The 24577-nt window shown below is 58.5% G+C and carries 25 protein-coding genes; 7 read left to right on the forward strand and 18 right to left on the reverse strand.

The genetic code is table 11. The features are described 5' to 3' along the window. Positions 1–35: 35 nt before the first annotated feature. Complete coding sequence (copA, locus tag ACHH0Z_RS12940; RefSeq protein WP_045407946.1) at positions 36–2534, reverse strand: copper-exporting P-type ATPase CopA; 2499 nt, start codon at positions 2532–2534, stop codon at positions 36–38. Positions 2535–2642: 108 nt separating this feature from the next. Here copA and cueR point away from each other — a divergent pair, with 108 nt between their 5' ends. Then, complete coding sequence (cueR, locus tag ACHH0Z_RS12945; protein WP_008499310.1) at positions 2643–3053, forward strand: Cu(I)-responsive transcriptional regulator; 411 nt, start codon at positions 2643–2645, stop codon at positions 3051–3053. Here the strand turns inward: cueR and ACHH0Z_RS12950 are convergent. The 3 genes from ACHH0Z_RS12950 to ACHH0Z_RS12960 are packed head-to-tail and all read right to left on the reverse strand — an operon-like array spanning position 3050 to position 5309. Continuing rightward, positions 3050–3502, reverse strand: a complete 453-nt coding sequence (locus ACHH0Z_RS12950) for an NfeD family protein (RefSeq protein WP_008499311.1) — start codon at positions 3500–3502, stop codon at positions 3050–3052. The two genes, cueR and ACHH0Z_RS12950, sit on opposite strands and share 4 nt — an antisense overlap. Further along, positions 3499–4413, reverse strand: coding sequence for an SPFH domain-containing protein (locus ACHH0Z_RS12955; protein ID WP_008499312.1), 915 nt, complete (start codon positions 4411–4413; stop codon positions 3499–3501). The genes ACHH0Z_RS12950 and ACHH0Z_RS12955 overlap by 4 nt, the downstream gene beginning before the upstream one ends. A 44-nt stretch (positions 4414–4457) precedes the next feature. Beyond that, positions 4458–5309: a hypothetical protein gene (locus tag ACHH0Z_RS12960; RefSeq protein ID WP_045407944.1), complete on the reverse strand. Its 852-nt coding sequence runs from the start codon at positions 5307–5309 to the stop codon at positions 4458–4460. 143 nt (positions 5310–5452) lie between these two features. Here ACHH0Z_RS12960 and fetA point away from each other — a divergent pair, with 143 nt between their 5' ends. Next, positions 5453–6124, forward strand: a complete 672-nt coding sequence (fetA, locus tag ACHH0Z_RS12965) for an iron efflux ABC transporter ATP-binding subunit FetA (protein WP_023343513.1) — start codon at positions 5453–5455, stop codon at positions 6122–6124. Then, positions 6117–6899: an iron efflux ABC transporter permease subunit FetB gene (gene fetB / locus ACHH0Z_RS12970; RefSeq protein WP_023293126.1), complete on the forward strand. Its 783-nt coding sequence runs from the start codon at positions 6117–6119 to the stop codon at positions 6897–6899. Before fetA ends, fetB begins: the two co-directional genes overlap by 8 nt. Before the next feature lie 49 nt (positions 6900–6948). Here fetB and ACHH0Z_RS12975 read toward each other — a convergent pair whose 3' ends face one another. The 3 genes from ACHH0Z_RS12975 to tesA are packed head-to-tail and all read right to left on the reverse strand — an operon-like array spanning position 6949 to position 9287. Then, positions 6949–7803 carry a co-chaperone YbbN gene (locus tag ACHH0Z_RS12975; protein ID WP_023293125.1) on the reverse strand — a complete coding sequence of 285 codons (855 nt, stop codon included), beginning with the start codon at positions 7801–7803 and terminating at the stop codon, positions 6949–6951. Positions 7804–7861: 58 nt separating this feature from the next. Beyond that, positions 7862–8632: an SDR family oxidoreductase gene (locus tag ACHH0Z_RS12980; protein ID WP_008499317.1), complete on the reverse strand. Its 771-nt coding sequence runs from the start codon at positions 8630–8632 to the stop codon at positions 7862–7864. 28 nt (positions 8633–8660) lie between these two features. Next, the gene (gene tesA, locus ACHH0Z_RS12985; protein WP_122008371.1) at positions 8661–9287 is read right to left on the reverse strand and encodes a multifunctional acyl-CoA thioesterase I/protease I/lysophospholipase L1; all 627 of its coding nucleotides are present in this window, start codon (positions 9285–9287) and stop codon (positions 8661–8663) included. Between tesA and ybbA the strand changes: the two genes are divergently transcribed. The 3 genes from ybbA (at position 9255) to ACHH0Z_RS13000 (ending at position 13681) form a co-directional block, all read left to right on the forward strand. Then, positions 9255–9941, forward strand: coding sequence for a putative ABC transporter ATP-binding protein YbbA (gene ybbA / locus ACHH0Z_RS12990; protein ID WP_008499319.1), 687 nt, complete (start codon positions 9255–9257; stop codon positions 9939–9941). The two genes, tesA and ybbA, sit on opposite strands and share 33 nt — an antisense overlap. Beyond that, complete coding sequence (gene ybbP, locus ACHH0Z_RS12995) at positions 9938–12352, forward strand: putative ABC transporter permease subunit YbbP (RefSeq protein ID WP_045407941.1); 2415 nt, start codon at positions 9938–9940, stop codon at positions 12350–12352. Before ybbA ends, ybbP begins: the two co-directional genes overlap by 4 nt. Positions 12353–12535: 183 nt before the next feature. Continuing rightward, complete coding sequence (locus tag ACHH0Z_RS13000; protein WP_023293123.1) at positions 12536–13681, forward strand: porin; 1146 nt, start codon at positions 12536–12538, stop codon at positions 13679–13681. A 90-nt stretch (positions 13682–13771) separates the two neighbouring features. Here ACHH0Z_RS13000 and mnmH read toward each other — a convergent pair whose 3' ends face one another. The 6 genes from mnmH to ppiB all read right to left on the reverse strand — a co-directional run bounded on the left by mnmH (position 13772) and on the right by ppiB (position 18238). Then, positions 13772–14842, reverse strand: coding sequence for a tRNA 2-selenouridine(34) synthase MnmH (gene mnmH / locus ACHH0Z_RS13005; protein ID WP_045407939.1), 1071 nt, complete (start codon positions 14840–14842; stop codon positions 13772–13774). Between the two features lie 85 nt (positions 14843–14927). After that, entirely contained in the window at positions 14928–15995 is a 1068-nt protein-coding gene (gene purK / locus ACHH0Z_RS13010; protein ID WP_039023762.1) for a 5-(carboxyamino)imidazole ribonucleotide synthase, read from the reverse strand. Beyond that, a complete protein-coding gene (gene purE / locus ACHH0Z_RS13015) occupies positions 15992–16501 on the reverse strand; it encodes a 5-(carboxyamino)imidazole ribonucleotide mutase (protein ID WP_021241611.1) in 510 nt (169 codons plus the stop codon). The genes purK and purE overlap by 4 nt, the downstream gene beginning before the upstream one ends. A 171-nt stretch (positions 16502–16672) precedes the next feature. Next, positions 16673–16882, reverse strand: a complete 210-nt coding sequence (locus ACHH0Z_RS13020; protein WP_045407937.1) for a YdgH/BhsA/McbA-like domain containing protein — start codon at positions 16880–16882, stop codon at positions 16673–16675. Between the two features lie 135 nt (positions 16883–17017). After that, on the reverse strand, positions 17018–17740 hold the full coding sequence (gene lpxH, locus ACHH0Z_RS13025) for a UDP-2,3-diacylglucosamine diphosphatase (protein WP_023293120.1): 723 nt from the start codon (positions 17738–17740) through the stop codon (positions 17018–17020). A gap of 3 nt (positions 17741–17743) precedes the next feature. Continuing rightward, a complete protein-coding gene (gene ppiB / locus ACHH0Z_RS13030; protein ID WP_008499327.1) occupies positions 17744–18238 on the reverse strand; it encodes a peptidylprolyl isomerase B in 495 nt (164 codons plus the stop codon). A 174-nt stretch (positions 18239–18412) separates the two neighbouring features. Here ppiB and cysS point away from each other — a divergent pair, with 174 nt between their 5' ends. Next, complete coding sequence (gene cysS / locus ACHH0Z_RS13035; protein WP_032674291.1) at positions 18413–19798, forward strand: cysteine--tRNA ligase; 1386 nt, start codon at positions 18413–18415, stop codon at positions 19796–19798. A gap of 86 nt (positions 19799–19884) precedes the next feature. On the opposite strand, the gene ACHH0Z_RS13040 is transcribed toward cysS, so the two are convergent. The 5 genes from ACHH0Z_RS13040 to folD all read right to left on the reverse strand — a co-directional run bounded on the left by ACHH0Z_RS13040 (position 19885) and on the right by folD (position 24443). Next, on the reverse strand, positions 19885–20406 hold the full coding sequence (locus ACHH0Z_RS13040; RefSeq protein WP_045407935.1) for a metal-dependent hydrolase: 522 nt from the start codon (positions 20404–20406) through the stop codon (positions 19885–19887). A 73-nt stretch (positions 20407–20479) separates the two neighbouring features. Beyond that, positions 20480–21496 (reverse strand): Mal regulon transcriptional regulator MalI, encoded by a 1017-nt coding sequence (malI, locus tag ACHH0Z_RS13045; protein WP_008499330.1) that lies wholly within the window; start codon positions 21494–21496, stop codon positions 20480–20482. Positions 21497–21579: 83 nt separating this feature from the next. Next, on the reverse strand, positions 21580–23079 hold the full coding sequence (locus ACHH0Z_RS13050; protein ID WP_045407933.1) for a PTS transporter subunit EIIC: 1500 nt from the start codon (positions 23077–23079) through the stop codon (positions 21580–21582). Between the two features lie 283 nt (positions 23080–23362). Further along, positions 23363–23575: a ribosome-associated protein YbcJ gene (ybcJ, locus tag ACHH0Z_RS13055; RefSeq protein ID WP_004143016.1), complete on the reverse strand. Its 213-nt coding sequence runs from the start codon at positions 23573–23575 to the stop codon at positions 23363–23365. Position 23576: 1 nt separating this feature from the next. Beyond that, positions 23577–24443 carry a bifunctional methylenetetrahydrofolate dehydrogenase/methenyltetrahydrofolate cyclohydrolase FolD gene (gene folD / locus ACHH0Z_RS13060; protein WP_008499332.1) on the reverse strand — a complete coding sequence of 289 codons (867 nt, stop codon included), beginning with the start codon at positions 24441–24443 and terminating at the stop codon, positions 23577–23579. Positions 24444–24577 lie beyond the last annotated feature (134 nt).

A 24577-nucleotide genomic window follows, 5' to 3' on the forward strand; every position in this document is an offset into this window, starting at 1 on the left:
GGAAAGGTTCATGCTAGCGCGTACGGGTACAAGGTTCAATCCTTCGGTTTAAAGCGCAACAGCCGGTTGGCGTTGCTGACCACGGTGATGGAGGAGAGCGCCATCGCCGCGCCCGCGACCACCGGGTTCAGCAGCGTACCGGTCAGCGGCCACAAAATACCGGCCGCGATTGGGATCCCGAGGGTGTTATAGACGAACGCCCCCAGCAGGTTCTGCTTCATATTGCGCAGCGTGGCTTTCGAAATGGCCAGTGCATCGGCCACGCCCATCAGGCTGTGGCGCATCAGCGTAATGGCCGCGGTTTCGATGGCCACGTCGCTGCCGCCGCCCATCGCGATCCCCACATCCGCCTGGGCCAGCGCCGGGGCATCGTTGATGCCGTCGCCGACCATTGCCACCTGACGGCCCTGACGTTGCAGGTTTTTAATGGCGTCCGCTTTGCCGTCCGGCAGTACGCCCGCAATCACCTCATCAATACCGGCTTCTTTCGCGATGGCGTTGGCGGTGGTCGGGTTATCCCCGGTCAACATCACCAGACGGTAGCCCGCACGGTGCAGGCGCTGTAAGGCGTCCACGCTGTCCTGGCGAAGCGGATCTCGCACGACCAGCAGCGCGGCGGCTTTGCCGTCCACCGCCAGCAGAACCGGGGTAGCGCCCTGAGACGCCTGCGCCTTCAGCTCGTTTTCCAGCGCGGCGGTATCAATACCGTTTTCATTGAGCAACGCCTGGTTGCCCAGCAGCAGCGCGTGGCCTTCTGCCTCACCGCTCACGCCGAGCCCGCGCAGGGTGCGGAAGTTGCTCACCTGCGGCAGGGCAGACGCATTGGCTTTATCGAGAATAGCGCGCGCCAGCGGATGGCTTGAGCCTTGCTCCAGCGCGGCGGCGAGACGCAGCGCCTCCTCTTCGGCAATGCCTGCGGTCGTGACGGCGACCACCTGCGGTTTACCTTCCGTCAGCGTGCCGGTTTTATCAAACACCAGCGTGTCGAGGGTGCTGGCCCGCTGCAGCGCGTCCGCGTCCCGCACCAGTACGCCAAATTCGGCCGCGCGCCCTACGCCGGAGATAATCGACATCGGCGTCGCCAGTCCAAGGGCGCAAGGACAGGCGATGATCAGCACCGTGGTAGCGATCACAAGGGTGTAAACAATCTGCGGCGCGGGGCCGAAGAAGTACCAGATCGCCGCGCTTAGCAGGGCAATGCCGACCACCACAGGCACAAAAATGGCCGAGATTTTGTCAGCAAGCTGGCCAATCTCCGGCTTGCTGCTCTGCGCCTGGCGTACCATGCGGATAATACGCGACAGCGTCGTGTGGCTGCCGACGGCGCTGGCGGTGAACAGCACGCTGCCGTCCTGCACGACCGTACCGGCATGCACGGCGTCGCCGTCTGATTTCTGCTGGGGGATAGGCTCCCCGGTCAGCATCGCTTCATCCAGCCAGGCTTCGCCCTGGGTTATCTTACCGTCAACGGGAACGCGATCGCCGGTGGTCAGACGCAGCGTCATGCCGGGCTGAACCTCGGCCAATGGAACGCTCTTTTCCCCCTCGTCCGTGACCACGCGGGCCGTCGGCGGGGTTAAATCAAGCAATCTTTCCAGCGCTTTCGAGGAACGCTGACGGGCGCGGGCTTCCAGCATATGGCCTAAGTTGATCAGGCCGATAATCATCGCGCTCGCTTCATAATAGAGATGCCGCGCTTCCATCGGGAACCACTGGGGCCAGACGTTCACGCTCATGGAATAGAGCCACGCCGCGCCGGTCCCGAGGGCGACCAGGGTATCCATCGTCGCGGTATGGTTTTTCAGGCTCTTCCAGGCGCTGGTATAGAAATGCCCGCCTGCAAACACCATCACCGCAAGGGTAATCAGACCAATCACCAGCCACAGGGTGCGGTTGTCGTCGGTGACCATCATGTTGTCACCCATCATGCCCCACACCATCACCGGAATACCCACCAGCAGGGCAACGATGGCCTGCCAGCGGAAGCGCTTCATGGTGGCGATAGCCGTTTCCTGCTGGCGCTCGCGGCGTTCGGCATCATCTTCGATGGCCTCCGCGCCGTAGCCCGCTTTTTCAACGGCCTGCACTAACTCTGCGGCGGAGGCGCTGCCCATCACCAGCGCAGTGCGCTCCGCGAGATTGACCCGTGCCTGCGCGACGCCCGGGACCGCCTGCAGGGCGTTTTGTACCCGGGAGACGCAGCTGGCGCAGCTCATGCCGTTGATCAGCAGCTGTTGGCTGTCATCAATATCATCCGCTGCCGGAAGCTCAGGAGTGGCCGCTGTCAGTGCTTCCGACGGGGATGATGACTCTGCCAGCGGTTTAGCCTTTGGGTGGCTTAACTCCGCCCCGTAACCGGCCTGTTTGATGGTATCGATCAGCGCGTCCGCGCTGGCGCTGCCGGTCACGGCGGCATGGTCGATAGTCACTTCAGCGCTTTCAACGTCAGGACGCTGTTCCAGGCTTTCTTTAACGCGTTTGACGCAGTGGCCGCAGGAGAGGCCGTCCAGCGTCAGGTCGATAGTGTGAGACATAACAAAACTCCCGTATAATATATTGGTCAGTTGTTGACCGGAGTAACGCTTTTCGCTAACTGTTATGAAGGTTAAACCTTCCATCAAGGGGAAGGTCAAGGGGGAAATGTGAATATCAGTGACGTGGCAAAAAAAACCGGCTTAACCAGCAAAGCGATCCGCTTTTATGAAGAGAAGGGGCTGGTGACGCCGCCGCTGCGCAGTGAAAACGGCTACCGCAGCTACACGCAGCTGCATCTGGATGAGCTGACGCTGCTGCGCCAGGCAAGACAGGTCGGGTTTAATCTGGAAGAGTGCGGCGAGCTGGTTAACCTGTTCAACGATCCTAAGCGTCACAGCGCCGACGTGAAAAAACGCACCCTGGAAAAGGTAGCCGAAATTGAACGCCACATCGTCGAGCTACAGTCGATGCGCGAACAGCTGCTGCAGCTCGCGGACTCCTGTCCGGGGGATGACAGCGCCGACTGCCCGATTATTGATAATCTTGCCGGCTGCTGCCACCGCAAAACCCACGCTTAACAGGCTTTTACCCGCAGGGTAATACCTTCCACCGCAATGACTTCAACCCGCGTGCCGGCGCTGAGGTCATCGTCGGCCACCACCGGCCACGAGCTGTCGCCTACGCGCATGTGCCCGCGTCCGTTCACCAGCGCGGTGTCGAGGGTAAAACGCTTGCCGACAATCTGCTGTCCGCGCTGGTTAAGGTGGGCGTCCACCGGTTTCTGCTCGTTAACCCGCCGGTTAAGCCAGCGCCACCACAGCCAGGCGGCCACCAGCGTCAGCGCGGCAAACAGCGCCCCCTGCCACGCCCAGTCCAGGGGAAGGATCCAGACCAGAAGACCGGTAATGACGGCGGCAACACCGCTCCAGAGCAGGTAGCCGTTGCCGCCCAGCATCTCCGCTGCCAGCAATAAGCCACCGAGACTTAGCCAGAAGGCATGAGGATGTGCAACGATGAGCTCAATCATTTTTTACGCTCGTTTCCGCTGTCCTTGATCAGTTCGGCGATCCCCGCGATAGAGCCCATCAGGCTGCTGGCATCCAGCGGCATCATCACCACTTTGCTGTTGTTCGCCGAGCCGATCTCTTTCAGCGCGTCGGTATATTTTTGCGCAACGAAGTAGTTCACGGCCTGAATATCACCGGCGGCAATTGCCTCGGACACCATCTGGGTCGCGCGGGCTTCCGCTTCGGCGGAACGTTCACGCGCTTCCGCCTGTAAGAACGCGGACTGACGGTCGCCTTCCGCTTTCAGGATCTGCGACTGTTTTTCCCCTTCCGCTTTGAGGATCTCCGCCTGGCGCACCCCTTCGGCTTCCAGAATGTAGGCGCGCTTGGTTCGCTCGGCTTTCATCTGGGCGTTCATGGAGGCGATCAGCTCCGCCGGCGGGCGCACGTCGCGGATCTCGATGCGGGTGACTTTGATCCCCCACGGGTTGGTGGCCTCATCGACAATGTGCAGCAGGCGGGTGTTAATGCTGTCGCGCTGGGAAAGCATCTCGTCCAGCTCCATCGAGCCGAGTACGGTACGGATGTTGGTCATCGTCAGGTTGACGATCGCCAGCTCCAGGTTGCTGACCTCATAGGCCGCTTTCGGCGCATCAATCACCTGAATAAAACAGACGGCGTCGATGGTGACGTTGGCGTTATCCTTGGAGATCACTTCCTGGGACGGAATGTCCAGAACCTGCTCCATCATGTTGATCTTGCGGCCGATTCTGTCCATGAACGGGACAATCAGGCTTAAGCCGGGCTGGAGCGTGTTGGTGTAACGGCCGAAACGCTCGACGGTCCACTGATAACCCTGAGGGACAATTTTGACGCCAGCGCCCACGATAACCAGCGCAACGAAAATAAGGACGGGAACAACGATAAGCATAAAAACCTCCTGTTTTGCATGCCGTGATGAGTGAAAGTGTGTATTTATTGCTCGTAAGTATAGGTAAAGTCAGAGATGAAGCCATCACCCGCTTCGGCAATGGCTTTGGATAATCCCTGGTAGTAATGCTCCAGCCCCCGCGCTTCGATACGCTGGATCTGTTCGCGAAGGGGGGCGCAGAACAGAACGGCATTTCCCGCCTCAACGCGTTTGTTATTCGGTGGAAGGTCCCCCGCGATGGCTTTAAACCAGGTTCTGATGCCCTGCTTTAAATTATGCGGCGCTTTTGCCAGGTTATCCATGCCCGTCAGGATCTGCAGAGTAGGGAACTCATCGGCCTGCACGGCGGTTTTCATGCGCGCAAAGAACTGGCTGAACAGCTCGAACGAGCCCAGATCGGTGACGCGGGGCTTGGTGGTTTTACCGTTTTTATTGCCGATTTTACCTGCCGCTGACGCCGTGGCCGGAACCGCGTTGACTTTTTCCAGCTCCAGCCCGAATAACAAATTGCAGTGCGCGCGGCGCGCTTTCAGCGGGTAGGACATCAGGACGTCAATGAACTGGGTGGCTTTCACATCCGCAAGATTGTGGTTGATAAGCCACTGGGTGCGCGAAAATTCCGCCGGAGAGACGAACCAGTCCGGCACCTCATTGAAGCGTTTTGATTTGCCTTTACCGTCAAATTCAAGGAAGTGTGTCCCGTTGTCGAAGGCAAAATAGCAATTTTTGAAGCTGCCGATCGTGGTGTTCACGATGAGCGCCTTCTTAACAAAATCGACCACCTCTTCACCCATCACAAAACGCGTGCGTTCCGACGATTTGATGACGGCCATTAATGTTTCGACATCAGGAACACCAGGCTTCAGGGAGGGAAACTCATAAAAAATATGTGCCATGCTGCATACTTCCTGTAGTGATGGTGGTGACAATTTGCAAACAAAAAGCTTAACACTTGCTTCAGCGTGAGGCTATTCGCGCTGCGCGGGCGAAAGGATTATGCTACAGACGGTTATGACAAAAAGCGGTCAACGGAAGCGCAATGAACGATAAAAAAAACGTATTACTTCTCAGGGATGTCGGATTTCGAGTCGGGGAAAACACGATCCTGCAGCACGTCGGGTTTCGCCTGTCGCCGGGCGAGTTTAAATTAATCACGGGCCCCTCAGGCTGTGGGAAAAGCACGCTGCTGAAGATTGTGGCGTCACTCCTCAGCCCGACGGAGGGCGCCATTCTGTTTGAAGGCGAAGATATCGCCTCGCTTTCCCCGGAAAGCTATCGCCAGCAGGTCTCGTACTGTGTGCAAACGCCCGTGCTTTTTGGCGATACGGTCTATGACAACCTGATTTTTCCGTGGCAAATCCGCAATAAAACGCCGGAGCCGGAAAAGTTTATCCAGGATCTGGCCCGCTTTGGCCTGGCGCAGGAGACGCTGAGCAAATCCATCAACGCGCTGTCGGGCGGCGAAAAGCAGCGAGTCTCGCTGATCCGCAACCTGCAGTTTTTACCGAAGGTGTTGTTGCTGGACGAAATCACCAGCGCGCTCGATGACGTCAACAAGCGCAACGTTAACGAGATTATTCATCGTTACGCCCGGGAGCAGAACATTGCCGTGCTGTGGGTGACGCACGACGCTAACGAAATAACCCATGCGGATGACGTAATTACGCTCCAGCCGCACGGCGGGAAAATGCAGGAGGCAAACCGTGGGTGAGCATAACATTACGAACGAATCGCTGGCCTTTTCGATGGTGCTGGTGCTGATTGCGATTGTGGTCAGCTACCGGGAAAAGCTGGGGCTGGAAAAAGATATCGTGTGGAGTATCTGCCGCGCGGTGATTCAGCTCATCATCGTCGGCTATGTGCTGAAGTATATCTTCAACGTTAACCACGCGGTGCTGACGCTGCTGATGGTGCTGTTTATCTGCTTTAACGCGGCGTGGAATGCGCAAAAGCGCAGTAAATACATTGATAAGGCGTTTGTCTCATCGTTTATTGCGATTACCACCGGAACGGCGCTCACGCTGGCGGTGCTGGTGCTCTCCGGCTCGATTGAGTTTACGCCGATGCAGGTCATCCCTATCTCGGGGATGATTGCGGGGAACGCGATGGTGGCCGTTGGGCTCTGTTATAACAACCTCGGCCAGCGTTTCAGCAGCGAACAGCAGCAGTTGCAGGAGAAACTAAGCCTGGGGGCAACGCCAAAAGTGGCCTCGGCGCGGCTGATTCGCGAGAGCATTCGTTCATCGCTGATTCCAACGGTAGATTCCGCCAAAACGGTGGGGCTGGTGAGCCTGCCGGGCATGATGTCGGGGCTGATTTTTGCCGGTATCGATCCAGTAAAAGCGATTAAGTATCAGATCATGGTGACGTTTATGCTGCTTTCCACGGCAAGCCTGTCGACCATCATTGCCTGCTACCTGACCTATCGGAAGTTCTACAACGCGCGCCACCAGCTGGTGGTGACGCAGTTGAAAAAGACGGGGTAACATCGTCTTTGTAGGCCCGGTAAGGCGAAGCCGCCACCGGGCTTTTTTATCAATACAACAGCGCGTACAGCTGACGACGATACTTCGACGCCAGCGCGTCGCCGGTGCCCAGCGCGGCCAGGATCTCCTGGAACATCTTGCGCGCCTGACCGTCTGCGGCGGCTAAATCTTTTTGCAGATGGCTGAAGAGCAGCTCAAGCGCCTCTTCGTTACGCCCCACCTGATGCAGCTGCAGCGCAAGCTGGCTTGCCAGCGCGGCATCCGCCGGGTTGTCGGCAACCTGCTGCTGCAGCTGTTGAATTTCCGGGGTATCCGCCGCCTGCTTCAGCAGCTCAATCTGTGCAACCAGCCCCTGATAGCGGGTGTCCTGATCCTGCAGCGGAACCGTCTTGAGTACGGCCTCCGCGTCTTCTGAGCGGTGCAGGGCGATCTGCGTCTCCGCCAGCAGCAGGCCAATCTGGCTGTTCTGTTTTGACAGCTGCCACGCCTCTTTCAGCAGCGGCAGCGCCTCGTCGTATTTGCCTTCCTGCATCAGCGCCATGCCTTCCTGCGCTTTCAGCTCTTCTTCGCGCGGCAGCACCTTATCCAGCAGGGCGCGGATGGCCTCTTCCGGCTGCGGCCCCTGGAAGCCATCAACAGGCTGGCCGTTCTGGAACAGATAGACGGTAGGAATGGCGCGCAGACCAAACTGAGACGCGACCATCGGCTCGGCGTCACAGTCCAGCTTCGCGAGAATGAACTGACCGTTGTACTGGGCGGCAAGGCTTTCCAGCACCGGCGTCAGCTGCAGACAGTGTTGGCTACGTTCAGACCAGAAGTAGAACAGGACCGGTTTGGTCATCGACTGTTCAAGGGTCTGTTGCAGGTTAGCTTCTGTGATATTGACGATATTCTGTACGGACATGCGGCTTTCTCTTTTGTCGGTTTGTTCTTTACATGGGGATGCGCGTCGGCGCTTCAACTCAACCGTGTAAAATTTTGTCCATTATCCGGCCCGGCAGCAGGCGTTTTAACCAGCCGACGGCATGGGTGACCAGCGTCACCGGATAGCGCATTTTGGGATGTTCACTCTCAAAAGCATGGCGCACTTTGGCCACCACCGCCTCGGGCCCGAGGGTAAAACGTGCGGCGATGCCGGGGTTCTCAACCGGTTTATCCGCCTGCGTCTGGTTAACGTTTTCGGTAAAGCGGGTGCGGATCGGGCCGGGTTCAATCAGGCTGACCTTAATGCCGCTGTGGCGTAGCTCCATGCGCAGGGCGTCGGACCAGGCCTCCAGCGCATATTTACTGGCGGCGTAGGCGCCGCGGCCCGGGGTGGAAATCAGCCCCATCACCGACGACGTCATCACGATGCGCCCTTCACCGTGCGGCAGCATCGCGGGGAGCAGACGCATGGTGAGCTGATGTACGCCGAAAAAGTTGGTCGAAAACTGCTTCTCCAGCGTTTCGCGGGAGAGGGTATCCAGCGGGCCATACACGCCGTAACCGGCATTATTAAACAGGCCGTAAAGACGATTACCGGTCAGGGCGATCACCTCATCGGCGGCGCGGTCAACGCTCTCAGGCGAGTCCATATCCAGCAGCACGCCGGTAAAGCCCAGCCCGTTCATGCGTTCGACATCGTCGGGTTTGCGACAGGCCGCCAGAACCCGAAACCCCTGGCGCTTCAATTCGAGCGCGCTTTCCAGACCGATTCCACTGGAACATCCTGTAATTAAGACCGATTTTTGCATAACTTTACCTGTCAGGATCTCCGCTTAATCAGGAGTCATGTTTAACTAAAGGAGCCAGCCGCGTTGCCATCCAGTCGGCAATAAACGGCTGCGCATCGCGATTGGGGTGGATCCCGTCGTCTTGCATCCACTGGGGTTTGAGATAGACCTCTTCCATGAAAAATGGCAGCAGCGGAATATCAAACTCTTTGGCAAGCTTGGGGTAGATCGCGCTAAAGGCCTCATTATACCGACGACCGTAGTTGGCGGGCAGGCGAATTTGCATCAGCAGCGGCTGGGCGTTTGCCGCCTTGATCTCCTGCAAAATGGTGCGCAGCGTATCCTCCGTTTGCTGTGGCTGGAAACCGCGCAGGCCATCATTACCGCCGAGCTCAACCAGCACCCAGCGCGGCTGATGCTGTTTGAGCAGCGCAGGCAGGCGCGATAAACCTTGCTGTGAGGTATCGCCGCTGATGCTGGCGTTGATTACAGGCGTTTTGCTCTGCCATTTGTCATTGAGCAGAGCGGGCCAGGCCGCGCCAGCCGCCATGCGATAGCCTGCGCTCAGGCTGTCGCCGAGAACCAGTAACGTGTCCGCTGCCGCCGCGCGGAAGGTCATCAGAATCAAAAACAGGAAGGGCAAATGCCAGCGGAAAACAGTGTTGAAGTTCATCATCTTAAGAAGTCCGTCGGTCAGGGGGAACACGAGCTTTCCATCCTTACTGGAGTTGAACTCGTTGTCAAACGCGCTGAAACCATCGCGCTGATTGGCGAATCCGGTTCCGGTAAGTCCACGCTGCTGGCGATTTTAGCCGGTCTGGACGACGGCAGCAGCGGCGAGGTCCACCTTGTCGGGCAGCCGCTGCATCAGCTTGATGAAGAGGCGCGGGCCGCGCTGCGCGCGCGTCACGTTGGTTTTGTCTTTCAGTCCTTTATGCTGATCCCAACCCTGAACGCCCTGGAAAACGTCGAGCTCCCGGCGCTGTTGCGCGGTGAAAACAGCCGTGAAAGCCGCGCTCATGCGAAGGCGCTGCTGGAACAGCTCGGTCTGGGCAAGCGCCTCGACCATCTTCCCGCCCAGCTTTCCGGCGGTGAGCAGCAGCGCGTGGCGCTGGCCCGCGCGTTTAACGGCCGCCCTGAGGTGCTGTTTGCCGATGAGCCTACCGGCAACCTTGACCGTAAAACCGGTGACAGGATTGCCGACCTGCTGTTTTCGCTCAACCGCGAGCACGGCACCACGTTGATCCTCGTCACCCACGATCCGCAGCTCGCGGCGCGCTGCGACCGTCGCCTGCGGCTGGTGAACGGTGTTCTGCAGGAGGAAGCATGATTACCCGCTGGTTCTGGCGCGAGTGGCGCTCGCCCTCGCTGCTGATTGTCTGGCTGGCGCTCAGCCTGGCGGTGGCCTGCGTGCTGGCGCTCGGCAGCGTCAGCGACCGCATGGAAAAAGGGCTCAGCCAGCAGAGCCGGGAGTTTATGGCGGGTGACAGGGCGCTGGAAAGCTCCCGCCCCGTGCCGCCGGGCTGGATTGAAGCAGCGCGCAAAGAAGGGCTGAAGGTAGGAGAGCAGCTCACCTTCCAGACCATGACCTTCGCGGGCGACATGCCGCAGTTGGCGAGCGTCAAGGCCGTCGATGATATCTACCCGATGTACGGTGACTTACAGACCAGTCCACCGGGGTTAAAGCCGACGCCCGGTACGGTGCTGCTGGCATCGCGTCTGATGGCGCTGCTGAACCTCAAACCCGGCGACAGTATCGACGTCGGCGACGCCACGCTGAAAATCGCCGGGGAAGTGGTGCAGGAGCCCGACGGCGGATTTAACCCGTTCCAGCTTGCGCCGCGTCTGCTGATGAACACCGCGGATGTCGCGGCCACCCATGCGGTACAGCCGGGCAGCCGCGTCACCTGGCGCTATAAGTTTGGCGGCACGCCCGCCCAGCTTGCTGCGTATGAAAAATGGCTTCTGCCGCAGCTCAAACCGGAACACCGCTGGTACGGGCTGGAGCAGGACGAGGGGGCGCTCGGTAAATCTCTGGAGCGCTCTCAGCAGTTCCTGCTGCTGTCGGCCCTGTTGACCCTGCTGCTGGCGGTGGCGGCGGTGGCCGTGGCGATGGGGCACTACTGCCGCAGCCGCTACGACCTGGTGGCGATCCTCAAAACCCTGGGGGCGGGCCGGGCGCAGCTGCGCAAGCTCATTGTCGGCCAGTGGCTGATGCTGCTGGTCCTGTCGGCGCTGACCGGCGGAATAATCGGGATGCTGTTTGAAAAGCTGCTGATGGTGATGCTGAAGCCGGTGCTCCCGGCCGCCTTGCCGCCGGCTAGCCTCTGGCCGTGGCTATGGGCGATGGGCGCGATGACGGTGATCTCGGTGCTGGTGGGGCTCCGGCCCTACCGCCTGCTGCTCGCCACGCAGCCGCTGCGCGTGCTTCGCAACGATGTGGTGGCGAACGTCTGGCCGCTGAAGTTCTACCTTCCGGTGATTATTGCGGTGGCGGTGGGGCTGCTGGCGTGGCTCATGGGCGGCAGCACGCTGCTGTGGGCGGTGCTGGCCGGGGCGGTTGTGCTGGCGCTGCTGTGCGGCGTGCTGGGCTGGATACTGCTCAACCTCCTGAAAAGGGTGACGGTAAAATCCCTGCCTGTGCGCCTGGCGGTCAACCGTCTGCTGCACCAGCCCTGGTCTACGCTCAGCCAGCTGTCGGCGTTCTCGCTGTCGTTTATGCTGCTGGCGCTGCTGCTGGTGCTGCGCGGCGATCTGCTCGACCGCTGGCAGCAGCAGCTTCCACCGGAAAGCCCGAACTATTTCCTGATCAATATTGCGCCTGAGCAGGTTACGCCGCTGAAGGGCTTCCTGTCGGAGCATCACATCATCCCCGAATCGTTCTATCCCATCGTTCGCGCGCGTCTGACGCAGATCAACGGCCAGCCAACGGAGGGGAATAAGGACGAGTCGCTTAACCGCGAGCTGAATCTGACATGGCAGGATAAACGCCCTGATCACAACCCGATAACCGCCGGCACCTGGCCGCCAAAAGCGGGGGAGGTGTCGATGGAGGAGGGGCTGGCGACGCGCCTGAAGGTGAAGCTGGGAGACAGCGTGACCTTCACCGGCGATACCCAGGATTTCACCGCGAAAGTCACCAGCCTGCGTAAAGTGGACTGGGAAAGCCTGCGGCCCAACTTCTTCTTTATCTTCCCGCCGGGGGCGCTGGACGGGCAGCCACAGAGCTGGCTGACCAGCTTCCGCTGGGAAAACGGCAACGGCATGCTGACCCAGCTCAACCGGGAGTTTCCGACGGTCAGCCTGCTGGATATCGGCGCGATCCTCAAACAGGTGGGGCAGGTGCTGGAGCAGGTGAGCCGCGCGCTGGAGGTGATGGTGGTGCTGGTGACGATCTGCGGCGTGCTGTTGCTGCTGGCCCAGGTGCAGGTGGGCATGCGCCAGCGCCATCAGGAACTGGTGGTTTACCGCACGCTGGGGGCCGGTAAGCGGCTGCTGCGAATGACGCTCTGGAGCGAGTTTGCGCTGCTGGGGCTGGTGGCCGGTCTGGTGGCCGCCATTGGCGCAGAGACGGCGCTGGCGGTGCTGCAGACAAAGGTGTTCGACTTCCCGTGGGAGCCTGACTGGCGTCTTTGGTTGACTCTGCCTCTGTGCGGCGCTGCGCTGCTTTCTCTCTGCGGAGGCTGGCTCGGCACGCGGCTGCTAAAGGGCAAAGCCCTGTTCCGTCAGTTTGCGAGTTGATTTAGTGTAGTGATAATTACGCACCGGATTTTTATGCCGGTGCGTAGTGTTTAAATAGCACAAAGTGATAATACCCACTCATTTAGTAGCACAAAACATTAAAAACCCGTCCACACAGCCCGATTATTTCCAGTTAATATTCACCCGCTAAATATTTAGCAGCGTGTCTATTAAGGAAAAATAATGACTATAAAAAAATCAGCGCTGGCGGCAACGATTGGCGCGGCAGTGGCATTAACGACCTTCGCTTCTCAGGCGGAAATCACCGTTCTTAAGCAGGATCCTCAGGCGGGTAACCCGCTGAGCCGCCTGAACTTCACCGTTGGCGGCAGTATTCGTCCTCAGTTCCAGAACATGACCGGCGACGACGGGAAAAACAGCTACAAGCGTAACGGCTTTGACGGCGGCACCCGCTTCCGTTTCGCGGCAGATTACTACCTGTTTGATGACATCAGCTGGATCAGCTACTACGAGCTGGGTGTGAATATTCCTGCGCAGTTTAACTGGGATCACCACTACGCCGAAGGCGCACACGACACCACGCGTCGTATGCTCTATACCGGTCTGAAGAGCGACACCTGGGGTACGCTGACCTTCGGTCAACAGAACAGCGTTTACTATGATGTGGTTGGCGCGAAAACCGATATCTGGGACTACGACATGATCGCTCAGGCACCGGGTAACGGGATCAACGGCGATTACGACGGCTCTTACCGTTCACGCCAGATGCTGAAATATAAGAAAACCGTGGGCGATGCTGACATTTACGCATCCTACCTGTTTGAAGACAGCGAATTCCTGCCGGGCAACGGCCTGCGCTACAAGCGTAAAGGCGGCGGCTCGCTGGGTCTGGATTACCACCTGACTACCGACCTGACCTGGGGCGCCGCGTGGAACTACACCCGCGCCGACATGCGTAACCCGGACAACGGCGACAGCAAAACCTACGACCAGAATATCCTCGGTACCGCGCTGAGCTGGACCCCGGACAACTGGACCTTCTCCGCAGGCGGCGGCTGGTACCAGAACTTCCTGACCACCAAAAAAGTGTCTGTTAACGACTACTTTGCGGGCGACGCGTGGGGTATTGAGTACTTCGCAGGGTACAAGTTCCCAGTCGGTCAGTACGCGGTGAAATCCATCCAGCCTTACTTCATGGGGGACCGCATTGAGTACGTGAACGGCCGCAACTACCAGCGCATCGACAACGGCGTGGGTATCAGCTTCCAGCTGGATTACGGTTTCCGCGTGGATTACGAACACGTGTTCACCTCCAGCACCGACAACCTGGGCGACATGAACCTGGTGCGTCTGCGTTACGACTTCTAAGCCGTCTGTTCCCCGGTGGCGCTGCGCTTACCGGGGCCACAACAGTACGCGTAGGCCGGGTAAGGCGTAGCCGCCACCCGGCTTTATTTTTCAGCGATCAAGCCACTCAGCAATTTCTTCGTACGTCCCGCGATACACAATCTTTTCCGCCTTTTTCTCCAGCTGATAGCCGTACATCGGGTCGTAATAGTCGTTCAGGAGCGGTACAAGCCAGCTGAAGTGCGCGTCAGTGTGGCCAGTACGTTGTTGTTCGACAAGCGCGGTGTCCAGTAAGGCGGTGAATTCCGCAAAGCGCTGCAGCCCAAGACGGCGGCGTATGGCGAACAGGCCGTGATGCAGATACTCGCTGTATTCTTTCCAGCCCGCTTCCTCGCCGTAGGCGGCAGAAAAATCCGCCCACATATGGTCGAAATACTCTTCGCGCAGGCGTTCAAGACGGATCTCAAACGGATCCTCTACCACCACGATAGGGGCTTCAACCATGCGGTCGCGCAGGCAGGCCGGCAGGTGGTTAGAGCCAATCATCCGGCCTTCATCTTCCAGCACCCAGCGCGCGGCGTCTTTTTTCAATAGCTCAACCGCAAGGTGATTTTCAAAGCTGGCCTGAGAAAGCTGCGGCGTGAGCGTGCGGCCAAATGACGAGCCGCGATGGTGCGCCAGCCCTTCCAGATCGATACCCTGCGCGTGCTGCTTCACCAGCAGGGTTTTACCGTTCCCGGTACAGCCGCCGATAAGCACCATCGGCTTTTGCGACTGCTCAATGGTCACCTGAATCGCCGTCTGGCGCAGGGCCTTATAGCCGCCGCGGATCAGCGGGTAGTCGACACCCGCCTCTTTCAGCCAGGCCTGCGAGATATGCGAGCGCTGGCCGCCGCGCGCGCAGCAGAGAAAGCCCTCAGGATGGGCAAGGCTGGCTTCACGCCAGGCGTTGATGCGGGCCTCACGCGTGTCGCCGCTCACCAGGCGATGGCCGAGCGCCAGCGCGGCGTCCGGTCCCTGACGTTTATAACAGGTGCCGACGGCGGCGCGCTCGTCATCGTTCATTAAAGGCAGGTTGACTGCCGCTGGCATCGCGCCCTGGGCAAATTCGATCGGCGCGCGAACGTCGATTAAAGGGGTATCGGACGCGAGGATCGCGCGATAGTCCGTTCCATCGTTCATGGTTATTCCAGAAGAAAGCTAAGCAGCAATGGGCGGGAATTGTACGCCGGGGAAAGAGGAGGTCAACTCCCCGGCGGAGGGAGAACTATTTAAGCTTAGATTGTGCCCAGACAATACCGCTCGCGTATTCCGGCGGCAGGAGCGGGATCATGGCTTCGAGCGTGGCGCTCAGACGGCCCGTGTCGCTGTCGTTCAGGTTCAGGTGGCCGACTTTACGCCCCTCGCGGACCTCTTTGTCATACCAGTGCAGATGCACCAGCGGCAGCTTCAGCCAGTCGTAGTTCAGATCGGTCCCGATCAGGTTGATCATCACCGACGGGCTGTTCACCACCGGCTGCGGCAGCGGCAGGTCGGTAATGGCGCGCAGGTGCAGCTCAAACTGGCTGATGGAGGCGCCGTTTTGCGTCCAGTGGCCGCTGTTGTGCACGCGCGGCGCAAGTTCATTGATCAGCAGACCGGACGGGGTGATAAAGCACTCCATCGCCATGACGCCGACATAACCGAGTTCGTGCATGATGGCAGAGAGCATCTCTTCCGCCTGCGCCTGCTGGTCGGCATTGGCGTGCGGGAAGGCGACGCTGGTGCGCAGAATGCCGTCCTGATGCAGGTTATGCGTCAGCGGATAAAACACGGTGTGCCCGTCATGCCCGCGCGCGCCAACCAGCGAGACTTCACCGCTGAAGTTAATGCCCTGCTCAACGATGCACTCGCCGTAGCAATCATCCGGCAGCTCGGCGGTGTCGCCTGCGCGCAGGCGCCACTGGCCGCGGCCGTCGTAGCCACCCACGCGGCGCTTCACGATCGCCAGCTCGCCCAGCATGGCGAAGACGTCGTTCCACTCGCTTTTATCGGACAGGAGCTGCCACGGCGCGGTCGCGAGGCCGAGCTTGTCGAACAGCTGCTTTTGCGTCAGGCGGTCGGCAATGATCGGAAACACGTCGCGGTTAACAAAGGCGTTATGACGCGCCAGCTCGCGGGTCAGAGCGGTCTCCGGCCAGCGTTCAATCTCGGCGGTGATCACGCTCTGGTGGAATGGGACGGCTTCCGGCTCGGCGTCCAGCCCGACGGGCCAGACGGCAATACCCAGCGGCTCACCGGCCTGACGCAGCATGCGGCCTAACTGGCCGTTACCAAGGACGCAAACCTGCTTCATGCCGCACCCCGCGGGTCCGGGTTGTCCAGCACTTCGTCGGTCTGGGCTTTACGCCACGCCGCCAGACGCTCATGTAAGTCTTTATCGTGCGTCGCCAGGATCTGCGCGGCCAGCAGGGCGGCGTTTGCGGCACCCGCTTTGCCAATCGCCAGCGTGCCGACAGGAATACCGCGCGGCATCTGAACGATGGAGTAGAGGCTGTCCACACCGCTTAACGCGGCGCTCTGAACCGGTACGCCCAGAACCGGCACCAGGGTTTTGGCGGCAATCATGCCCGGCAGATGTGCTGCGCCGCCCGCACCGGCGATGATCACCTCATAACCGTTCTCTTCGGCGCTTTCGGCGAAGCTGAACAGTTTGTCCGGCGTACGGTGTGCAGAGACCACTTCAACGTGGTGCGGAACATTCAGGATGTCAAAGATTTCGGCGGCGAACTGCATGGTAGCCCAGTCGCTTTTGGACCCCATCACGATGGCGACACGCGCCGGATTATTGCGGGAAGACATGCGTCTTAAAACTCCTGTGGTGCGAAACACACTGCTTTCGAGGGCACAGAGAATAGCATGTTATACGGGCAAGGAAAACGGTTGCGCGGTTAAATCTTGAGCCGTTGTTGCCATCAGTTCATAACAAAACAGACCGCTTTCTGGCGGTCTGTTTTCGTCGAGGGGCAATCATTATTTCGTCAGTTCTGCGGTCATATACACGCGATTATCGACCTTCGCGCTGGTGATTTTATAAGACGCACCCTGTTCAGCAGCCTGTGCAGCGATTTTCGCTTCTGCGCGGTCAAGGGTAGAGGCGGTTGCGCTCACGCTCTGCGCGAAAGAACCGAAAGAAACCAGGGAGAGAGCCGAAACTGCAACGAAAGTTTTGATGGATTTCATGGTCGTGTTCCTTAAGTGTTTTGTCTGGGATAGGGCGTGTTGCCCTGATGTGATAAATAATAGGCCGACCACGGGCGGATTAAAATCGAAACAATTTGCCGATATTGTTCAAAAAAATAGAATGATGTGGAGGGGTTAAAACGGAAACGCGATCAGCTCCACGCCCTCAGGCGTGACTTTGACCATAGAACCTTCGGTGTGCCAGGCACCCAATACCACGCGGTGTGCGGGCTGGCCGTTGGCGATGAGGGAATGCACGTCAGGACGATGGGTATGACCGTGGATCAGCCACTGAACGTCATGCTTTTCCATCACCCGCACGACCGCCTGCGGATTGACGTCCATGATGGTCATGGATTTGCTGCTGTTGGCGGCTTTACTGCCTGCGCGCATTCTGGCGGCGATGCGGTTGCGGATAAAGAGCGGCAGGGCAAGGAACACCTTCTGGATCCACGGGGTGTGGACTTTGGCGCGAAACGCCAGGTAGCCGGTATCGTCGGTGCAGAGCGTGTCGCCGTGCATGATCAGCACCTTGCGGCCGTAGAGGTCGAGCACCTGTTCTTCCGGCAGCAGCGTCATGCCGCTTTCACGGGCGTAGCGCTTGCCGATCAGGAAATCACGGTTGCCGTGAATGAAGTAGCAGGGGACGCCCGAATCCACCAGCGCGTGAATGGCGGCGGCCATTTCACGGTGCAGCGGGTTAGGATCGTCGTCGCCAATCCAGGCTTCAAAGAGGTCGCCCAGGATGTACAGCGCATCGGCGCTTTTCGCTTCACCGCGTAAAAAACGCAGAAAACCGGCGGTTATCGCCGGTTCTTCTGTTTGCAGATGAAGATCCGCAATAAAGAGTGTCGCCACCAATTACTCGCTGACGGTCACGCTGGTAATCACAACGTCTTCTTTTGGAACGTCCTGGTGCATACCGCTGCGGCCAGTAGAGACGGCTTTGATCTTGTCAACCACGTCCATACCTTCAACCACTTCTGCGAATACGCAGTAGCCCCAACCCTGCAGGCTTTCGCCGGAGAAGTTCAGGAAGTCGTTGTCCGCCACGTTAATGAAGAACTGTGCAGTAGCAGAGTGAGGCGCCTGAGTACGTGCCATCGCCAGCGTGCCGCGGGTGTTTTTCAGGCCGTTGTTCGCTTCGTTCTTGATCGGCTCTTTAGTGGCTTTCTGGTTCATGCCAGGTTCGAAACCGCCGCCCTGGATCATGAAACCGTTGATCACGCGGTGGAAAATGGTGTTGTTGTAGAAACCTTCGCGGCAGTAGTCCAGGAAGTTTTTAACTGTTTCAGGCGCTTTGTCATCAAAGGTTTTGATTACGATATCGCCATGATTAGTGTGGAAAGTAACCATTTTTGCATCCTGTTCCGTTATTGTGGTACGTCGACCCGCCTTCGGGTCATCTATAGGGGCTTGTTATAGCATAACCACAGGATGCGATCACCTTGCATTGTGTGCTGCTTCGGGTTTGAATTACGGGTAGAATAGCCGGTTTTCAACCACACACGTGTTTACATGGAATCTTCGATGTTAAAAATCTTTAATACAATGACGCGCCAAAAAGAGGAATTTAAACCTATCCATGCCGGGGAAGTCGGCATGTACGTGTGTGGTATTACGGTTTACGATCTCTGTCACATTGGCCATGGCCGTACCTTTGTCGCCTTCGACGTGGTGTCACGCTACCTGCGTTTTCTCGGGTACAAGCTGAAATACGTGCGCAACATCACCGACATCGACGATAAGATCATCAAGCGCGCGAATGAAAACGGCGAAAGCTTTGTCGCGCTGGTGGATCGCATGATCGCTGAGATGCACAAAGACTTCGACGCCCTGAATATTCTGCGTCCGGACAGCGAGCCGCGCGCGACCCACCATATTCACGAAATCATCGAGATCACAGAGAAGCTGATCGCCCGCGGTCATGCGTATGTTGCCGACAACGGCGACGTGATGTTCTCCGTGCCGACGGACCCAACCTACGGTGCGCTTTCCCGTCAGGATCTGGACCAGCTCCAGGCCGGTGCCCGCGTTGACGTGGTTGACGTGAAGCGTAACCCGATGGACTTCGTGCTGTGGAAGATGTCTAAAGAGGGTGAACCAAGCTGGCCATCCCCGTGGGGCGACGGCCGTCCGGGCTGGCACATTGAATGTTCTGCGATGAACTGCAAGCAGCTGGGCAAGCACTTCGACATTCACGGCGGCGGTTCAGACCTTATGTTCCCGCACCACGAAAACGAAATCGCGCAGTCCACCTGCGCCCACGGCGGCGAGTACGTGAACTACTGGATGCACTCCGGGATGGTAATGGTTGACCGCGAGAAGATGTCGAAATCGCTGGGTAACTTCTTTACCGTGCGCGACGTGCTGAAGTATTACGACGCGGAAACCGTGCGCTACTTCCTGATGTCCGGCCACTATCGCAGCCAGCTGAACTACAGCGAAGAGAACCTGAAGCAGGCGCGCTCGGCGCTGGAGCGTCTCTACACCGCGCTGCGCGGAACCGACAAGTCTGTTCCGGCGGCAGGCGGCGAAGCGTTCGAAGCACGCTTCGTTGAGGTGATGAACGACGACTTCAACACCCCGGAAGCCTACTCCGTGCTGTTCGACATGGCGCGCGAAGTGAACCGCCTGAAGTCCGAGGATATGGCGGCCGCGAATGCGCTGGCGTCCCATCTGCGTAAGCTCTCTGCCGTGCTCGGCCTGCTGGAGCAGGAGCCGGACGCGTTCCTGCAGAGCGGTGCGCAGGCGGACGACGGTGAAGTGGCGGAAATTGAAGCGTTGATCAAGGCGCGTCTGGAAGCGCGTCAGGCGAAGGACTGGGCGGCGGCCGATGCGGCGCGTAACCGTCTCACCGAGATGGGCATCATTCTGGAAGACGGCCCGCAGGGAACGACCTGGCGCCGTAAGTAAGTCTGTAACGCCCGGTGACGCTTACGCTTACCGGGCCTACGGGCAAAAGTAGGCCGGGTAAGGCGCAGCCGCCACCCGGCTTTTTTTTACCTTCTTTTCCACCACAGCAACCCCATCAGCACCACACCCGGCAGCCACACCCACAGCAGTTCTGAAATAATCACCTGATGCCCGTACGGCGTGGTATAGCGTGAGAGCGCAAACGGCGCGACCTTGATCACCTGCCACGGCGCAAAGAAGCGTTCATCCGACCACGGCCACAGCCAGCCGACGCCTTTCCCGCCTGTGGTAATCGAATCCAGCAGGCTGTGCGACAGCAGTGACACGGTTAAAAACAGCCAGCACCGCGTCAGGCTGGCCCGGAACCATCGTCGTCCAGTCAGTACGCAAAGTATCGGCACCACGAAGGCAAACAGCAGGGAGTGGGTAAAGCCGCGATGGCCGAAAACGTTGCCGTACGCGACGCCGAACTTGAACGCCAGCACGTCGGCGTCCGGCAGCATGGCGAGAACAATGCCGGCAAACAGCAGACGGGGTGGGATAACTTTTGTCCCCAGGCCTAAGCCCAGGCAAAGCGGAACAGCAGCGTGCGTAACAACGGTAGGCATTGTGATTATCCATGGCAAATCATGGAAATATAGCAGTCATTCCGCGCTAAAAAACCTGTGCGAAATTCTGATTTTACGCCGACTCGCGTGCGATAAGCTGCCCGGAAAGCGTAATGCGCTGGGTTTGCAGCGTCGGCTCCTTCAGCGTGCGAATAATCAGCCCGGCCGCCTGACGCCCCGTCTCTTCGCTGGCGGACGAAACGTAGGTAAACGAGGGAGAGGTGAGGTTCACGTGGAGCATATCTTCGAAACCGACCAGGGCGACCTGCTGCGTCAGAAAGACATCTTTACCCACCGTACGCCCAACCTGATGAATACCGGAGATGGAGCCGATCATGGCATCCGGCGAGTGGCAGAGCAGGGCGGTGATGGTATTGTTTTTTTCCAGCAGCTGGCGGGTGGCAAAACCCGCTGCCAGCGTGTCATCGCTGCAGGCCGGCGAGTATTCATCGCGCCAGACCAGCCCGTTTTGCGCCATCGCGCTGCGAAAGCCGAGCAGGCGCTGCTCGCGGATAAGGCAGCCTTCCCGTCCGCCTATGTAGGCGATATTACGATGACCGCGCTCGATAAGATAACGCACCGCCAGACTGGCCGCCTGTCGGTTATCGCGCATCACCAGATTGCATTTTTCATCCAGCAGCGACTGAGAGACCACCACCAGCGGCAGCGGGCAGTGGCGAATCTTTTCCGGCAGGGTAGAGGTGCGGGTATCCGAGGCCAGATAGATCACCCCGGCGACGCCCTGCTGCTTAAACGACAGCAGGCAGCGCTCAAGCTGGTCATGGTCGTTCTGGGGCTGACCGAGAAAAACCATATATCCCTGTTTTTCAAGATCCTGAACAATGCTCGCCATCACCTTGATGGAGAAGCTGTCGCTAAAGTCGCGGAGGATCAGGCCAATCAGATTAGAGGTATTGGCGCGAAGGTTGGCAGCGGCAACGTTATGAACATAGCCCAGGGTATTGATGGCAGCGTTGACCTTCTCGATCGTTGCCTCTGAGATTTTCCCTTTCTGGCGCAGCACCAGCGATACGGTGGAAACCGACACGCCCGCGTGCTTCGCGACATCAATAATGCTGACTTTCTTCAAAACCGCTCCCTGAAATTTACCGATTATCAGCCAGATAAAACACGCCTCCCAGCGTACAGGAGACGTGTCGTTCAGGCATCTTATTATTTGCCGATCATGGTGGACATGGTCTGGGCGATAAACTGTGCTCTGGCACCGAAAATCACCTGAATGCCGTTGTCGCCGACAAACACCACGCCGCGCGCGCCGAGTCCGTTAAGACCGTCTTTATCCACCGCGTCGCTTTTTGCCACTTCCAGACGCAGGCGGGTGATACAGGCGCCGACGGAGTCAATGTTATGCGCGCCGCCCAGCAGGGTGATGATCTCGGTTGCGAGTTCGGAATCCGATTTTTCATCCGCGTTGGCGGTTACTTCGGTGCGGCCCGGGGTTTTCACGTCGAAACGACGGATCACAAAGCGGAACGTGAAGTAATAAATCAGGCCCATTGGAATGCCGATGATAATGGCGCTCAGGAAGTGGGTCTGGTAGCCGTTAAACGACGGCAGGATCCCGAATGACAGATAGTCGATAAAGCCTGCAGAGAACGACTTGGCGATATGCGCATGCAGCAGGTACATGGTCATGTAGGCCAGACCCGCCATGATGGCGTTAAAGACGTACAGAATCGGCGCCACGAAGATAAAGGTAAACTCAACCGGTTCGGTGATCCCCGTCAGGAAGCAGGTCAGCGCCGCGGAGAACAGAATACCGGCCGCGATTTTCTTATTCTTCGTATGGGCTTCGTGATACATCGCCAGGCACGCCGCAGGCAGCGCGAACAGCATCAGCGGGAATTCACCCTGCATGAACTTACCGGCGTTCTGGTAGGTATCGCTGCTGAAGGATTTCACCCCTTCTTCCAGCATCTTGAACCAGATGGTCTGGTCGCCGTGGATCACCTGACCTGCCTGGGTGGTGTAATCCCCAAACGAATACCAGAACGACGGATACCAGATATGGTGCAGACCGAGCGGGATCAGCGCGCGCTCCACCAGACCGAAGATAAAGGTCGAGGCCGCCTGGTTGTCGCCGTTAACGACCACAGAGAGGGCGTCGATACCGGCCTGGATATGCTGCCACACGTACGGCAGCAGCAGCCCCATCAGGAACGAGAGGAACGCCGTTGCAATCGCCACGAAGCGCTTGCCGGAGAAGAAGCCAAGGAATTCCGGAAGCTGCATGGTGTGGAAGCGGTTATAGCACCAGGCCGCGAGAATACCGCAGATCAGGCCGCCGAAGACGCCCATCTGCAGCGTCGGAATGCCCACCACCATGGCGTATTTCCCGCCCTGGGAGGCCATTTCCGGCGTGATGCTCAGCACGGTGCTGATGGTGATATTGGTGACAAACACCGACACCGCCGCGGACAGCGCCGCAATGCCGGATTCTGACGCCAGGCCCACGGCAGAGCCAATGGCAAACAGCATCGGCAGGTTATCAAAGATAACCCCGCCCGCGTTCATCATCAGCGGCAGATGGAACTTATCGCCGAAGGCCAGCAGCAGGCCCGCAGCGGGAAGCAGTGAAATTGGCAGCATTAAGGCGCGACCAATCATCGATAACTTAGACAGCGATTTAATAAACCCTGATATCAGACTCATGCTGATTTCCCCCGAGTAGCGCTTTTTTTGGCGCTGTTATTGTAAGTAGAACGTTTTAGTAGAACGTTCTACTTATCGTGGGCAAAGCGTGAAAAACGCGCAACTGAATTTTCACTTTTCAACAGACGAAATACTGATTATTTGAAGTGGATCGATAAATAACCGTGATGGGTGTGAGGGGATAGAGAAAGAAATTGCCGGGTGGCGGCTTCGCCTTACCCGGCCTACAAACGGAGACAGTACGTAGGCCCGGTAAGCGCAGCGCCACCGGGCATCAAACGGCTTACGCCGTCACGGTCACGCTCTGCCCTTCAAAGCTCACGGTCTGGCCCGCGACAATCTTGCAGCGCTTGCGGGTTTCCACCGCACCGTCCACTTTGACAAGCCCGTCGGCAATGGCAATTTTCGCCTGCGCGCCGCTTTCGCTCCAGCCTTCCAGCTTGAGCAGATCGCACAGCTCAACGTGCGGGTGTTTGCCTAATGAAAATGTGGCCATCTTACGCGTCCTCTACGTCGTGATATTCTTCGCATGCCTGCAGGGTATTCTGAATCAGCGTTGCGACGGTCATCGGGCCTACGCCGCCCGGTACGGGGGTAATGTAAGAGGCGCGCGCGGCGGCATCTTCATACACCACGTCGCCGACCACTTTGCCGTTTTCCAGACGGTTAATCCCGACGTCCACGACAATTGCGCCCTCTTTAATCCACTCGCCCGGAATAAAGCCCGGCTTACCGACCGCGACGATCAGCAGATCGGCGTTCTCAACGTGGTGACGCAGGTTTTTGGTGAAGCGGTGGGTTACGGTGGTGGTGCAGCCGGCCAGCAGCAGCTCCATGCTCATCGGGCGGCCCACGATGTTGGACGCGCCGATGACCACGGCGTTCAGGCCGTAAGTATCGATGTTATAACGCTCCAGCAGCGTCACGATACCGCGCGGCGTGCACGGACGCAGGCGCGGCGCGCGCTGGCACAGGCGGCCAACGTTGTACGGATGGAAGCCGTCCACGTCTTTATCCGGTGCGATACGCTCCAGCACCTTCACGTTGTCGATACCGGCGGGCAGCGGCAGCTGAACCAGAATACCGTCGATCTCTTTATCGGCATTCAGAGTGTCAATAAGTTCCAGCAGTTCTGCTTCGCTGGTGGTTTCCGGCAAATCGTAAGAGCGGGAGACGAACCCCACCTCTTCACACGCTTTGCGCTTGCTGCCGACATAAATCTGCGATGCCGGGTTACTGCCAACCAGCACAACGGCCAGCCCGGGGGCGCGTTTTCCGGCCGCTTTACGCGCCTTCACTTTTTCCGCGACCTCAGAGCGCACCTGCTGCGCAATCGTTTTACCGTCAATAATCTTTGCTGCCATCAGAGAGAAGATTCCGTCTGTAACGTTCGAAAGGGGGGATGCGTGTATTTTGTCAGAAGCGAGCCCCGCTGTCAGTCACCCTTTGCGCGTTTTTATCCGCAAGACGCAAAAACCCTTCTTAAGGGATGGTCAAT

It is taken from the genome of Enterobacter cloacae complex sp. 2024EL-00227 (genome assembly GCF_043945315.1).
GTDB lineage: Bacteria > Pseudomonadota > Gammaproteobacteria > Enterobacterales > Enterobacteriaceae > Enterobacter > Enterobacter roggenkampii.